The organism is Ensifer sp. ZNC0028 (assembly GCF_000799055.1).
Lineage (GTDB): Bacteria > Pseudomonadota > Alphaproteobacteria > Rhizobiales > Rhizobiaceae > Ensifer.
On record NZ_JTLA01000135.1, the window covers coordinates 15268 to 28858 of the forward strand.

A 13591-nucleotide genomic window follows, 5' to 3' on the forward strand; every position below is an offset into this window, starting at 1 on the left:
CTTGCTATTTCCGGCGGGATCGCCTTGAGTTGCGCAAAGATTTGGCTGAGTTGAGAAGATATGGCGCAGAAAATTGCCGACGAGACGGATCGCAGGATTTTGAAGGAACTGGTGGCGGATGCCCGGCTGACCAACAACGAGCTTGCCGAGCGGGTGGGGCTCTCGGCATCGCCTTGTTTGCGCCGGCTGCGGCGGCTGGAAGAGACCGGCGTCATCCGCGGCTATACGGCGCTGGTCGATCCCGCAGTCGACGGCTGGACGATGACGGCGATTGCGACCGTCACGCTCAGCCGCCAGCACGAGGACGAGATCGTCATGTTCGAAGAGGCGGTGCGCGGCTGGGACGAGGTGCTCGAGTGCCATCTGGTGACCGGCTCGCGCGACTACGTGCTGAAGGTGATGAGCGCCGGCCTCGATCAGTACGAGCGCTTCATCAAGGAGAAAATCGCAAGGCTCAAATGCGTCGCCTCGATCGAGACGAGCTTCGTGATGAACACGATCAAGGAGCGGCGGATCTAGCGTCCACCCCTCCATTAAGCCTCTGAAGCGCTTCGATAATCGTCGATCGGCTTTGAAACCGTCAGGGATGCCCTAGATTCGCGTTAGGAGGGCGTCCCACACGCTCGGCGGGCGCCTCGATCTCTCGGAGAGAGACGATGGATTTCGCAACAGCGCTCGATGCCGCCGCTTCGTGGCTGCAGACGGTCTTTTTGAACGCATGGACCTATTACCAGCTCGCCATCATCGCCGCCGGTTACCTGGTCTGCGGCGCGCTGGCAAAGCGAATAGAGCCGCGGGTCGAAGCCCGCGCCCGCACGATCAAGGGCAATCCGGATCTGCTGCGCGTCATCATCGCCTTCATGCGGCGGCTGCGCTGGCTGTTTCTGATCGTGTGGCTCTGGATCGCCGACGGGATGATCCTGCGCTTCGGCTGGCCGTCCTATCGCTGGCTGGTGGCGACCGCGCTGACGCTGACGGCCGCGTGGTTCGTCATCTCGGTGCTCACACGCATCATCCGCAACCAGATGCTGGCGCGCGTTACCGCCGTCGTCGGCTGGATCTATTTTGCGCTCTATGCGGTCGGGCTCGATCGGGTGATCCTGACGACGCTCGACGGCGTTGCCATCAATCTCGGCGCGGTTCGCCTGTCGCTGTTGCTCGTCTTGAAGGCGATCGTGCTTTCCTCGGCGCTGATCTGGCTTGCGGTTTTGATCGGCAATGTCTCGTCGCACTGGATCCAGCGGTCAGCAGACCTGACGCCCTCATTCAAGGTGCTGATCAGCAAGCTGGTGAAGATCGCGCTGATCGGCTTTGCCGGCGCAATCGCACTGTCGGCCACCGGCATCGACCTGACGGCGCTGACGGTGTTTTCCGGGGCGGTCGGCGTCGGCATCGGTTTCGGTCTGCAGAAGGTGGTTTCCAACTTCATCTCCGGCATCATCATCCTGCTCGACAAGTCGATCAAGCCGGGCGACACGATCACGCTCGGTGATACCTTCGGGTCCGTGCGCGACCTGCGCTCCCGCTTCGTCTCCGTCATCACCCGGGAGGGCAAGGAGTACCTCATTCCGAACGAGGACTTCATTTCGCAGCAGGTGGTCAACTGGTCGTTCTCCAGCGACTTCGTCCGCATCGAGATCGATTTCGGCACCTCCTATGACAGCGACCCGCACGAGGTGGCGCGCATCGCCATCGAGACCGCCGCATCGCTGCCGCGGGTCGCGAGCAGCTATGCCCAGCCGGTCTGCTGGATGACCGGCTTCGGCGCATCGTCGCTCGATTTCAAGCTGAGGTTCTGGATCTCCGATCCGAGCAACGGGCTCACCAACATTCGCGGCCAGGTGCTGATGGCGCTCTGGGATGCGTTCAAGGCGGCGGGCGTTACGATCCCGTTCCCGCACCGCGAAATCATCATGAAGACGCCGGTCGAGGTGACACGCGCGTGAGGGCGCGCGTGCGCTCAAACGTCAGGAACCACGCGTCTTGCGGTTGCGGCAATTGACTGGGCGCGAGGGGAAGGCGACATTGCAGCCAACGCCTGCTGCATGTTTCGTCAAATCGTCGCCGATTGGGGGATAAATGTGCAGCAATTCAACATGATAAAGCGACCTTCGGCCGGCTGATAAGCCGCAGGCTCGAGGGTTGGCCCGGACGGACTCCGACCGTTCCGGCGACAGGACTGCATAAGGTGGGACCGGCCATGGAAAATCTTCAACGGACGCGACTGTCGAGACTGCCGGTGCCGCGTTTCGTCTCCGCGCTTCTGGCTTCGTTTTCGACCACGGGCCTGATCGTCGGCGTCTTCTTCTTCGCCATGTCGCTGACGCCGAGCCTGATCCCGCGGCCCTATGTGGTGCAGGCGGTAATCTCCGGCCTGTCGCTTTCCGCCGGTTATGCGATCGGCGTGCTCATGCGCTGGCTATGGTCCTTGCTCGACCTGCCGGAGATCCGCGGCCGCACCGGTTTCACCGTGAAGGTGGTGGCGGCGTTCGGCTGCATCGCGGTTGCGCTCACCTTCCTTTGGCGCACCGCCTACTGGCAGAACACGGTGCGCGAGATCATGGGCATGCACCCGGTCGAAAGCGCCGAGCCGTTCAAGCTCGGCCTGATCGCGGCGCTCGTCTTCGTCGTCATCGTGCTGCTTGCGCGGCTCTTCCGGCTGACCTTCCAGTTTCTGACCCGGCGGTTCGAATATGTGCTGACGCGACCGATGGCGAAGCTCGCCGGCGTGGTTGCGGCGCTCGCGCTCTTCTGGTCGGCCGCCGATGGCGTCATCTTCCGCTTTGTGCTGCACGCTGCCGACAGCTCTTTCCAGCGGCTCGATGCCTTGATCGATCCGGATGTCGCGCCGCCGAGCGATCCTTCAAAGACCGGCAGCAGCGCCTCGCTGATGCGCTGGGACGAGCTTGGCCGCCAGGGTCGACAGTTTATCGCCTCCGGCCCGGCGGCGAAGGACATCGGCGGCTTCTTCAGCGGAGAGGCGAAGGAGCCCTTGCGCGTCTATGCCGGCCTCAACTCGGCCGAAACCGCCAAGGAACGGGCGAAGCTGGCGCTCGAAGAACTGAAGCGCGTCGGCGGCTTCGAGCGCTCGAACCTCCTGATCGTGGTTCCGACCGGCACCGGCTGGATCGACCCGCCTGGCCTCGATTCACTCGAATATCTGCTGAAGGGCGATGTCGCGAGCGTCGCGGTGCAGTATTCCTACCTGACGAGCTGGCTGTCGCTGCTGGTCGAGCCGGAATATGGCGCCGAGACCGCCGACGCGCTGTTCGATGCTGTCTACGGTTATTGGACGACCTTGCCGAAGGACAAAAGGCCGAAGCTCTATCTCTATGGTCTCAGCCTCGGCTCGATGAATTCGCAAGGCTCGGTCGATCCCTTCGACATCATCAGCGATCCGTTCCAGGGCGCTCTCTGGGTCGGCTCGCCGTTCCCGACGAAGACATGGCTGCAGATCACGCGAAATCGCAATCCGGGCTCGCCGGAATGGCGGCCGCTCTACCGCGACGGCTCAGTAATCCGTTTCACCAACCAGGAGAATGCGCTGAACATTCCAGGCGCGACCTGGGGCAATGTCCGCATCGTCTACCTGCAATATGCAAGCGACCCGATCACCTTCTTCGATCCCCATTCCTTCTACCGCGAACCGGACTGGATGAAGGCGCCGCGCGGAGCGGACGTCTCGCCGGCGCTCAGATGGTTCCCCGTCGTCACTATGTTCCAGCTGCTCGCCGACATGGCGCTCGCGACGACCTCGCCGATCGGCTACGGCCATGTCTATGCGCCGGAGCACTATATCGACGCGTGGATGCAGGTGATGGCACCGCCTGGTGTGACCGAAGCGGATGCCGAGCGGCTGAAGACGATGCTCAAGGGGCGCTACTAGAGCAATTCCAGGAAAGGTGTGAAACGGTTTTCCGGACGGAATTGCGTAATTTCAAAGAGTTAGATCAATTCATCCTTTCAAGGAAACGATGAATTGATCTAGGCCTGCTTGTCGCCGGACCGCTCGCCACGCAGGTGCGCGGCGATCTGGTTTGCGAAGGCCTGGATCAGCGGCTCCTCGGCCTTTTCCGTCGGGCAGAGCAGGTAGTAGCCGGCCGACGCCGGTATCGCCGTCGGGAAAGGCTGGATCAGGCGCCCCTCATAGAGATAGGAGCGTGTCAGCACGTCGGAGACGAGCGCGATGCCCTGGCCCTGCAGCGCCGAGGCGACGGCGATTGCGACCGATTGCACGCGTACGCTGCGGCTGCCTTCGAGCGAGATGCGCGCGGCGGCCGACCAGCGCGTCCATTCCCGGCCGTCATCCTCATGCAGCAGCGTGACGTCGCGCAGCTTCCGCTCGCGCAGCGGCCCTTCGAGCCTGGGGAAGAGCAGCGGCGAACAGACCGTCCGGAGCTTCACGTCGCTGACTGCCTGCCACCACAGGCCGTCGAAGGGCGGGTTGTCGTAGACGACGGCGAGATCGACATCGTCCCAGACGACGTCTGAGGCGCGGATGCAATTGCGCATCGAAAGATCGGTGACGCCGCGCGTACCGGCGAACTGTACGAGGAGGCCGGCCATCCAGGCAATCGCCAGCGCCGGCGGCAGGCCGACCGTCAGCTTGCGCTGGTGGCTTTCGAGCCTGCGGTCGGTGCCGTCCTCGACGGCTGCGGCAAGATTGCTGATCGCGTGGGAGACCGTCTGCGCGAATTCGCGGCCGGCGGCGGTGAGCTTGATGTTGCGGCCGGACTTTTCAAGAAGCGTGAGCCCGGTCGTCTCCGACAGTCGGCGCAGCTGCAGCGACACGGCACCGGGGCTGAGGCCCAGTTCGTCGGCTGCCTGGCGTACGGAACCGATGCGCGCGACCGCCTCGAAGGCCCTGATATAGGGCAGGAAATGCAACGCCTTCACGTGAGCCCTCCCGCTCTGATCGCGCCCCTCACGGCGTCAAATCGTTTAGCCAGACTGCACAATATCAAGCATAAAAAATCGCTATTCCCAATCGATTTTTGCTCCTATGACTCTGTGCGGAGAGAGGGAGAACGATGATGATCGAGGCACAACCGTTTGATTTTCCTTATGATGGAAAGCTGGTACCGGCGCAGACTGCGCTGATGGTGATCGACCTGCAGATCGACTTCTGCTCGCCCAACGGTTACTTCGCCTCGATGGGTTACGACCCGGCGCCGCTGGCGGGGATCGTGCCTGCGGTCAACCGCGTGATTGCGGCCGCACGGCAAGCCGGCTGCCTGATCATCCACACACGCCAGGGCTACCGCGCCGATCTCGCCGACATGACGCCTTACGAGAAATGGCGGCGCAAGCGTTCGGGGCTTGAAAACACGCAGGTGCTTTTGCGCTCGAGCCCCGGCTTCCAGCTCTTGCCCGAACTCGATGTCGCCGACACCGACGTCATCATCGACAAGACCTGCAACAGTTCCTTCACCTACACGGACCTTGAGCACGTGCTGAGATCGCAGGGCATCACCCACATGCTCTTTACCGGCTGCACCACGGATGTCTGCGTGCATACGACGCTGCGCGAAGCCTGCGACCGCAATTTCCAGTGCCTGACAATTTCGGACTGCTGCGCCAGCGGCGAGCAGTGGGCACATGAGGCGGCGATCAACATGATCTCGATCGAGAACGGCATCTTCGGCACGGTCTCGACCAGCGATGCGGTCATCGCGGGTCTTGCGAGAGCCGCGCGCTAAGCGCGCCACCAACTTCACATCGTCAAAACGTTTTTGCCAACCGTTTCAACGGAATGATGCCCCATGCAAAAATATATCTCGCTGATGCGACTGACCGCCAAGGGACTGGCCGAGCTTGCCGATAGTGGCAGCCGCCGCAAGGTGAGCGAGGATCGGGTCGCAGCGCTCGGCGGTCGCTCCGTCGCCTTCTACGCCACGCTCGGCACCTACGATTTCGTCCAGGTTTTCGAGATGCCCGACAACGCGTCGATGATGCAATACGTGCTGACCGCGCGGCGCGACGGCTTCGTGGACCCGCTCATCCTTCCGGCCTTCGATAGCCACACCTATGGCGACATCGTCGGCCGGGTTTCACCAGCACGATAAGGGGAATGACGATGATCAGACTGGCATCCTGCGCAACCCTTCTTGCAACCGTCGTGCTTTCGGCCGGCGTCGCAAAGGCCGAGCCGCCGACTTTCGCCGCCGATGGCGAGATCGGTGTCTGCACCACAGCGGCCTTTCCGCCGCTTTCCTTCAAGGAACATCCGGCCGATGCCGCGCCGACCGGCATCGACATCGAGATCGCCGAAGCGCTGGCAGCGCAATGGAACGCGAAGGTGAACTACACCGTCACCGAATTTGCCGGCCTGTTGCCGACGCTCGGGGCAGGGCGCTGCGACGTCATCGTCAGCGGGATCTACATCAACGCCAAGCGGCGCGAGACCTATGACGGCGTGCCCTACATGAAGTCGGCAACCGCGATGGTCACCAAGGCGGGCAGCGATACGATCAAGGTGCCGGAGGACCTGAGCGGCAAGGTGATCGCGCTCGAAGCCGGTGCCTACTACAAGGAAGAGCGGATCGGGCCCTTAAACGAAGCGCTGACCGCCAAGGGCTTGCCGCCGGTCGAGGTGCAGGAATACCCGACCCAGCAGGCAGCCTACCAGCAGGTGCTCGTCGGCCGCGTCGATGCGACCGTGACGGAGGAGGCCGAGGGCGCCTATCGCGCGTCGCGTTCCGACGGCGCACTTACACTCCCTTACATCTGGGCTTCCGATTTCAAATACGGCATCTACAGCCGCCGCGACGGTGGCGATGCAGCCGCGGTAAAGGCAGGGCTGAAGGCGCTCAAGGAGAAGGGCTTCTTCGGCGATCTCGCCAGGAAATACGGGCTCGATCCGGCGCTCTTCGACGTCGACTACGACTCCTGATCTGAAGGAGGCGGGGCATGAACTTCGATACGAAACTGTTTTTCGATGCCCTGACCATGCCCGTCATGCTGCAGGGGGCGGGCATCGCCATCCTGCTGTCGATCCTGGTGCAGGCGGCGTCGTTTCTGCTCTGCCTGCCTCTTGCCGTCGCGCTCAACTCGATGGCAACGGTCCGGCGCACGGCAGCGCAGCTCTATGTCTGGCTGTTCCGCTCGTCACCGCTGATCCTCGTGCTGCTGATCGTCTGGAACGGCGCGCCGCAGCTTTTTCCGGGCCTGACGCGCGCACCCTGGTACACGCCCTTCGTCGCCGCCTTCATCGCCTTCACGCTGGTGACGGCCGCCTACATGGCCGAAGCGATGCGCGGCGCGCTTGCGGCGATCGGCCAGGGGCAGACGGACGCCGCCCGTGCACTCGGCCTCAACCGCTGGCAGACCTTCTTTCTGGTGGTCTTGCCGCAGGCGCTCCGGATCGTCATGCCGGTGCTGGTCAACGAGTTCATCAACCTGATCAAGCTGACGTCGCTTGCCTATGTGATTTCGATGCGCGAGATCATGGCGGTGGTCAACGACGCGATTGCGTCGAGCTTCCGCTTCGTCGAGTGGTATTCGGCAGCGCTGGTCTACTACCTCGCGATCGTTTCGATCCTGATGTTTCTGCAGCGGCTCATTCAAAGCCGCATGGCCTAACCCGTTTCCGAATTTGGCACCGGCAGCGTTGCGAGCAGATCGGCCATGGCCGCGATGATCTTGCGGTGTTGGTGGGCGTGGCGGGTGCGCAGGCTGGTGGCGGCATAGACGGTCTGCGCAATGACGGGCGCATCCTGAACGCGCGCGGCAAGTCCATCGTTCGCCAGTCGCTCGGCCGTCGCGGCCGTCACATAGGCCGATCCGCGGAGTGTGGACAACAGCCGCGTGATCGCCATGTTCTGCCCGGCGGCAAGCAGGGCTGCGGAGAGATGCGGCAGCGCCAGCCGGTGGGCACGATCGAAGCCCGGCGAATAGCTCGAGCGGATGTAGCTTTCGGAGCGGATCTCAGCGAGCGTCTGCGCCTCCGTGCTCACCATGACGTAATGCAGATCGCCGATCCGTTCGTAATAGAGATCGGGCAGGTAGTGGGGCGTATAGAGGATCGCCAGATCAAGGTCGCCGGCGCCGAGATCGCGGTTCATTTGGTTGGAGTAGTCCGCCTCCATGTAGATCTCGATGCCGGGCATCTCCCGTCGGATCGTTGCCATCCATTCCCCGGCAAAGGCTTCCGCCAGATCATGCTGGACGCCAAGCCGCATGGAGCGTTCGAGCGCGCCGGCATTGGTGACTGCGCGCGTTGCTTCATGCCATTGGTTTTGCAGGGCTTTCGCGTAATCGAGAAAGCGCAGGCCGGCGGCCGTCGGTACGGTGCCGCCCTTGTTGCGGGTAAAGAGTTTGCGGTTGAACTGCGCTTCCAGTGCCTTCACCCGATGCGAGACGGTCGACTGGGTGAGGTTCAGCCGCTCGGCGGTGCGGTTGAAGGAGCGGCTCTCCATCAGGTCCAGGAAGGTTTCGATCAGCTCCACCTGCATGCCGTTCTCTCCCGCTGCGATCGCTCCAATCTAATCGAAAACATCGATCAATAAAGCCTGTTTCCGTTGCTTGATGACGCCCGGCTTCCCCGGCAAGAATTCGCCAAAACGAGGGAACAGTTGATGTCGAATTTGCCGTCGCACGCGCGTGTCGTGATCATCGGTGGGGGAGCGATCGGCGCTTCCTCGCTCTACCATCTCGCCAAGGCCGGCTGGACCGATTGCGTGCTCCTGGAAAAAAACGAGCTGACGGCGGGCTCCACCTGGCATGCGGCCGGCAATGTGCCGACGTTTTCGTCCTCCTGGTCGATCATGAACATGCAGCGCTACTCCGCGTCGCTCTATCGCGATCTCGGCGCGCTGGTCGACTACCCGATGAACTATCACGTCACCGGCTCGATCCGGCTTGGCCATTCGAAGGAGCGGCTGCAGGAGTTCAAGCGCGTCGTCGGCATGGGCCGCTACCAGGGCATGGACCTCGACATTCTCTCGCCCGACGAGATGCGCGCCCGCTATCCCTTCCTCGAAACGCACGAACTGACCGGCGCGCTCTACGATCCCTATGACGGCGATATCGACCCGGCGCAGCTGACCCAGGCGCTCGCCAAGGGCGCCCGCGACATGGGCGCCAAGATCATCCGCTTCTGTCCCGTGACCGGCGCGCGGCGCGAAAACGACGAATGGGTGATCTCGACGCCGCAGGGCGAGATCCGCTGCGAATATGTCGTCAACGCCGCCGGCTATTATGCCCGCGAGGTCGGCAAGATGTTCGGCCGCGACGTGCCGATGATGGTCATGAGCCACCAGTACATCCTGTTCGACGAGATCCCGGAGCTTGCCGCCTGGTCGAAGGAGGCCGGCCACAAGCTGCCGCTGCTGCGCGACGTCGACAGCTCCTACTATTTGCGCCAGGAGAAGAACGGCATGAACCTCGGGCCCTACGAGCGCAATTGTCGCGCTCATTGGGTTACGCCTGACGATCCGATGCCGGAGGACTTTTCGTTCCAACTCTTCCCCGACGATCTCGACCGGCTGGAATGGTATCTGAACGACGCGGTCGAGCGCGTGCCGATCCTCGGCACCGCCGGGCTGTCGCGGATCATCAACGGCCCGATCCCCTATGCGCCTGATGGCAATCCGCTGATCGGCCCGATGCCGGGCGTGCCCAATGCATTCGAGGCCTGTGTCTTCACCTTCGGCATCTGCCAGGCAGGCGGCGCCGGCAAGGTGCTGGCCGAATGGATCACCGAGGGCCAGACGGAGTGGGACATGTGGTCCTGCGACCCCCGGCGCTACACCGACTATACCGACCAGGACTATTGCATCGCCAAGGGCATGGAGATCTACGGCCACGAATATGCGATGCATTTTCCGAAGCATTATTGGCCCGCGGGTCGGGGCAAGAAGCTGTCGCCGATCAACGACCGGATCGCAGCGCTTGGCGCCCAGTTCAAGCCCTACAACGGCTGGGAGCGCGCCATGTGGTACGCCAATCCCGGCGACGACACCTCCGAAGAGGCGACGCAGACCTGGGGCCGCGAGGGTCCGTGGGCGGAGCGCATCAAGGAGGAATGTCTTGCCGTGCGCGATGCCGCCGGCATACTCGACCTGCCGGGCTTCTCGCGCTTCCGGGTAAAGGGTGAGGGAGCGACCGCATGGCTCTCCGGTCTCATCACAGGCCGCGTGCCGAAGCCTGGGCGCATCGGCCTGGCCTATTTCGCCGACGACAAGGGGCGGATCGTTACCGAGATGTCGGTGATGATGCTCGACGAAGACTTCTTCTTCCTCATCACCGCGGCAACCGCGCAGTGGCACGATTTCGAATGGCTGATGAAGCACCGACCGGCCGACGCCGCCTTCACCATCGACGACGTCACCAAGTCCTTCTCCTGCCAGATCCTGACCGGGCCGAAGTCGCGCGCGATCCTCGCCGAGGTCAGCGAAGCCGATCTAACCAGGGGTTGGCTCACGCACCAGACGGCGCAGATCGCCGGGCGCTATTGCCAGCTGGTGCGCGTCTCCTTCGCCGGTGAACTCGGCTGGGAGATCCACACGAAGGTCGAGGACACGGCCATCATCTTCGACGCCGTCTGGGCGGCCGGGCAGAAGCACGGGCTCAAACCCTTCGGCATGGAAGCGCTCGACAGTCTGCGCATCGAGAAGGGCTATCGCGCCTGGAAGGGCGATCTGTCGACCGACTACACCATCCTGCAGGGCGGGCTTGAGCGCTTCGTCGATTGGGGCAAGCCTGGCTTCAAGGGCAAGGCGGCGCTGGAGCGTGAAAAGCAGCAGGGTGTTGCCAAGCGCTTCGTGACGCTGACGGTTGCCGCCGACGGCTGCGACGCGCCCTACATGTCGACGCTCTGGTCCGAAGGCCAGGTGGTCGGCGAGACGACCTCGGGCAACTGGGGCCACCGGGTCGGCAAGTCGATCGCGCTCGGCATGCTCAGGGCCGATCTTGCGGTGCCCGGCAAAGAAATCGAGGTCGAGATCTTCGGCGACCGCTTCAAGGCGACGGTCGAGGCGGACCAGCCGCTCTGGGATCCCTCCAATGAAAGACTGCGCGCATGACCAAGCCCATTCCCTCGAAAGCCCGGGCGGTCATCATCGGCGGCGGCGTCTCCGGCTGTTCGGTCGCCTATCACCTGGCCAAGCTCGGCTGGACCGATGTGGTGCTGCTTGAGCGCAAGCAACTGACGTCAGGCACCACCTGGCATGCGGCCGGCCTGATCGGCCAGCTGCGCGCCTCGCAAAACATGACGCGGCTCGCGAAATACTCGGCCGATCTCTACGTCAAGCTCGAGGCCGAGACAGGCATTTCCACCGGCATGCGCCAGAACGGCTCGATCACCGTGGCGCTGACGGAGGAGCGCAAGGAGGAGATCTACCGCCAGGCCTCATTGGCGCGTGCCTTCAATGTCGACGTGCGTGAGATCACGCCCGACGAGGTGAAGGCGATGTATCCGCACCTCAACACGTCGGATGTGAAGGCGGCGGTGCACCTGCCGCTCGACGGTCAGTGCGACCCAGCCAATATCGCCATGGCGCTCGCCAAGGGCGCCCGCCAGAACGGCGCAACGATCATCGAAGGTGTCAAGGTGACATCCGTCCTGAAGAAGGACGGCCGGGTCACCGGCGTCACCTGCGAGCAGAATGGCGAGAGCTACACGATCGAGACCGACCATATCGTCAACTGCGCCGGCATGTGGGGCAGGGAGTTTGCGCGGCAATCGGGCGTCACGGTGCCGCTGCACGCCTGCGAACATTTCTACATCGTCACTGAGGCGATCCCGGACTTGAAGCGCCTGCCGGTGCTGCGCGTGCCGGACGAATGCACCTACTACAAGGAGGATGCCGGCAAGATGCTGATCGGCGCCTTCGAGCTCAAGGCCAAGCCCTGGGGCATGGACGGCATCCGCGAGGACTTCTGTTTCGACCAGTTGCCCGACGATTTCGACCACTTCGCGCCGATCCTCGAAATGGCGGTCAACCGCATGCCGATGCTGGAAACGGCTGGTATCCACACCTTCTTCAACGGCCCGGAAAGTTTTACCCCCGACGATCGCTACTATCTCGGCGAAGCGCCTGAAGTGAAGGGATACTGGGTGGCGGCCGGCTACAACTCGATCGGCATCGTTTCCTCCGGCGGCGCCGGCATGGCGCTGGCGCAATGGATGAACGACGGCGAGCCGCCGTTCGATCTCTGGGAGGTGGATATCCGCCGGGCGCAGCCGTTCCAGAAGAACCGGGCCTACCTGAAAGACCGCGTCTCGGAAACACTCGGCCTGCTCTATGCCGACCATTTCCCCTACCGCCAGATGGCGACGGCCCGCGGGGTGCGCCGTTCGCCGCTGCATGAGCACCTGAAGGCCCGCGGCGCCGTCTTCGGCGAAGTCGCTGGCTGGGAGCGCGCCAACTGGTTCGCCAACGAGGGCCAGGAGCGCGAATACCGCTATTCCTGGAAGCGGCAGAACTGGTTTGAGAACCAGAAGGCCGAGCATCTGGCGGTCAGAAACGGCGTCGGTCTGTTCGACATGACCTCCTTCGGCAAGATCCGGGTCGAAGGGCGCGATGCGCTTTCCTTCCTGCAGAAGCTCTGCGCCAACGAGATGGATGTCGAGCCCGGTCGCATCGTCTACACCCAGATGCTGAACGCCCGCGGCGGCATCGAGAGCGACCTGACGGTGACACGCCTTTCGGAGACGGCGTTCCTGCTCGTCGTGCCCGGCGCCACGCTGCAGCGCGACCTTGCGTGGCTGCGCAAGCATCTGACGGACGAGTTCGTTGTCATCACCGATGTCGGCGCCGGCGAAAGCGTACTCTGCGTCATGGGGCCGAAGGCGCGCGATCTCATGCAGAAGGTCAGCCCCAACGATTTCTCCAATACGGCGCATCCGTTCGGCACGGCGCGCGAGATCGAGGTCGGCATGGGGCTCGCCCGCGCCCACCGCGTCACCTATGTCGGCGAACTCGGCTGGGAGCTTTATGTCCCGACCGACCAGACCGCGCATGTGTTCGAGGCGCTGGAAGCGGCCGGCGAAGGGCTGGGCCTGAAGCTCTGCGGCATCCACACGCTCGACAGCTGCCGCATCGAAAAGGCCTTCCGCCATTTCGGCCATGACATCACCGACGAGGACCACGTGCTTGAAGCCGGGCTCGGCTTTGCGGTCAAGGCCGACAAGGGCGATTTCATCGGCCGCGAGGCAGTGCTTGCCAAGCACAATCGCGGGCTGTCGCGCCGGCTGGTGCAGTTCCGCCTTACGGAACCCGAGCCGCTGCTCTTCCATAACGAGGCGATCGTGCGCGACGGCAAGATCGTCGGCACGATCACATCGGGCAATTACGGCCACCATCTGGGCGGCGCCATTGGCCTCGGCTACGTGCCCTCGGAAGGCGAGAGCGCAGACGACGTGCTCGGATCAAGCTTCGAGATTGAGATCGCCGGAACGCGGGTGAAGGCGGAGGCGTCGCTGAAGCCAATGTACGACCCGCGGGCGGAGCGGGTGCGCATGTAGGCGGGCGTTTGAGGTTGCCCCTCACCCTAACCCTCTCCCCGCAGGCGGGGCGAGGGGACCTGCCATACCGATGGTTCAGGCAATGGCGAGACGGTGCCGCATATCCCTTCTCCCCGTCAAACG

At 63.4% G+C, this 13591-nt stretch carries 11 protein-coding genes; 9 read left to right on the forward strand and 2 right to left on the reverse strand.

Annotated features, from left to right (window positions below; all coding sequences use genetic code 11):
* Positions 1–60 precede the first annotated feature (60 nt).
* From L981_RS28610 to L981_RS28620, 3 genes are all read left to right on the forward strand, one after another.
* Complete coding sequence (locus L981_RS28610) at positions 61–519, forward strand: Lrp/AsnC family transcriptional regulator (protein WP_043624607.1); 459 nt, start codon at positions 61–63, stop codon at positions 517–519.
* Between the two features lie 137 nt (positions 520–656).
* Positions 657–1946 carry a mechanosensitive ion channel family protein gene (locus L981_RS28615; RefSeq protein ID WP_043624610.1) on the forward strand — a complete coding sequence of 430 codons (1290 nt, stop codon included), beginning with the start codon at positions 657–659 and terminating at the stop codon, positions 1944–1946.
* Positions 1947–2200: 254 nt separating this feature from the next.
* Positions 2201–3886, forward strand: a complete 1686-nt coding sequence (locus tag L981_RS28620; protein ID WP_043624614.1) for an alpha/beta-hydrolase family protein — start codon at positions 2201–2203, stop codon at positions 3884–3886.
* Between the two features lie 98 nt (positions 3887–3984).
* Here the strand turns inward: L981_RS28620 and L981_RS28625 are convergent, their stop codons facing one another.
* Positions 3985–4896 (reverse strand): LysR substrate-binding domain-containing protein, encoded by a 912-nt coding sequence (locus L981_RS28625; protein ID WP_043624618.1) that lies wholly within the window; start codon positions 4894–4896, stop codon positions 3985–3987.
* 137 nt (positions 4897–5033) lie between these two features.
* Between L981_RS28625 and L981_RS28630 the strand changes: the two genes are divergently transcribed.
* From L981_RS28630 to L981_RS28645, 4 genes are all read left to right on the forward strand, one after another.
* Positions 5034–5699 (forward strand): cysteine hydrolase family protein, encoded by a 666-nt coding sequence (locus L981_RS28630; protein ID WP_043624620.1) that lies wholly within the window; start codon positions 5034–5036, stop codon positions 5697–5699.
* A 63-nt stretch (positions 5700–5762) separates the two neighbouring features.
* Complete coding sequence (locus L981_RS28635; RefSeq protein ID WP_043624622.1) at positions 5763–6065, forward strand: GYD domain-containing protein; 303 nt, start codon at positions 5763–5765, stop codon at positions 6063–6065.
* A gap of 5 nt (positions 6066–6070) precedes the next feature.
* Positions 6071–6892 (forward strand): transporter substrate-binding domain-containing protein, encoded by an 822-nt coding sequence (locus tag L981_RS28640; protein WP_043624623.1) that lies wholly within the window; start codon positions 6071–6073, stop codon positions 6890–6892.
* A 17-nt stretch (positions 6893–6909) separates the two neighbouring features.
* The gene (locus L981_RS28645; RefSeq protein WP_043624625.1) at positions 6910–7581 is read left to right on the forward strand and encodes an amino acid ABC transporter permease; all 672 of its coding nucleotides are present in this window, start codon (positions 6910–6912) and stop codon (positions 7579–7581) included.
* Here L981_RS28645 and L981_RS28650 read toward each other — a convergent pair.
* Complete coding sequence (locus L981_RS28650; protein ID WP_043624627.1) at positions 7578–8453, reverse strand: LysR family transcriptional regulator; 876 nt, start codon at positions 8451–8453, stop codon at positions 7578–7580. The two genes, L981_RS28645 and L981_RS28650, sit on opposite strands and share 4 nt — an antisense overlap.
* Before the next feature lie 123 nt (positions 8454–8576).
* Here L981_RS28650 and L981_RS28655 point away from each other — a divergent pair, with 123 nt between their 5' ends.
* Together L981_RS28655 and L981_RS28660 are read left to right on the forward strand one after the other, a co-directional pair.
* Complete coding sequence (locus tag L981_RS28655) at positions 8577–11024, forward strand: FAD-dependent oxidoreductase (protein ID WP_043624630.1); 2448 nt, start codon at positions 8577–8579, stop codon at positions 11022–11024.
* Entirely contained in the window at positions 11021–13468 is a 2448-nt protein-coding gene (locus tag L981_RS28660) for an FAD-dependent oxidoreductase (protein ID WP_043624633.1), read from the forward strand. The genes L981_RS28655 and L981_RS28660 overlap by 4 nt, the downstream gene beginning before the upstream one ends.
* Positions 13469–13591 lie beyond the last annotated feature (123 nt).

Excerpts from the sequence above, each read along its gene's own strand:
- L981_RS28610 (WP_043624607.1), top strand. The coding sequence starts at position 61 with ATGGCGCAGAAAATTGCCGACGAGACGGATCGCAGGATTTTGAAGGAA.
- L981_RS28615 (WP_043624610.1), top strand. The coding sequence starts at position 657 with ATGGATTTCGCAACAGCGCTCGATGCCGCCGCTTCGTGGCTGCAGACG.
- L981_RS28620 (WP_043624614.1), top strand. The coding sequence starts at position 2,201 with ATGGAAAATCTTCAACGGACGCGACTGTCGAGACTGCCGGTGCCGCGT.
- L981_RS28630 (WP_043624620.1), top strand. The coding sequence starts at position 5,034 with ATGATCGAGGCACAACCGTTTGATTTTCCTTATGATGGAAAGCTGGTA.
- L981_RS28635 (WP_043624622.1), top strand. The coding sequence starts at position 5,763 with ATGCAAAAATATATCTCGCTGATGCGACTGACCGCCAAGGGACTGGCC.
- L981_RS28640 (WP_043624623.1), top strand. The coding sequence starts at position 6,071 with ATGACGATGATCAGACTGGCATCCTGCGCAACCCTTCTTGCAACCGTC.
- L981_RS28645 (WP_043624625.1), top strand. The coding sequence starts at position 6,910 with ATGAACTTCGATACGAAACTGTTTTTCGATGCCCTGACCATGCCCGTC.
- L981_RS28650 (WP_043624627.1), bottom strand. The coding sequence starts at position 8,453 with ATGCAGGTGGAGCTGATCGAAACCTTCCTGGACCTGATGGAGAGCCGC.
- L981_RS28655 (WP_043624630.1), top strand. The coding sequence starts at position 8,577 with ATGTCGAATTTGCCGTCGCACGCGCGTGTCGTGATCATCGGTGGGGGA.
- L981_RS28660 (WP_043624633.1), top strand. The coding sequence starts at position 11,021 with ATGACCAAGCCCATTCCCTCGAAAGCCCGGGCGGTCATCATCGGCGGC.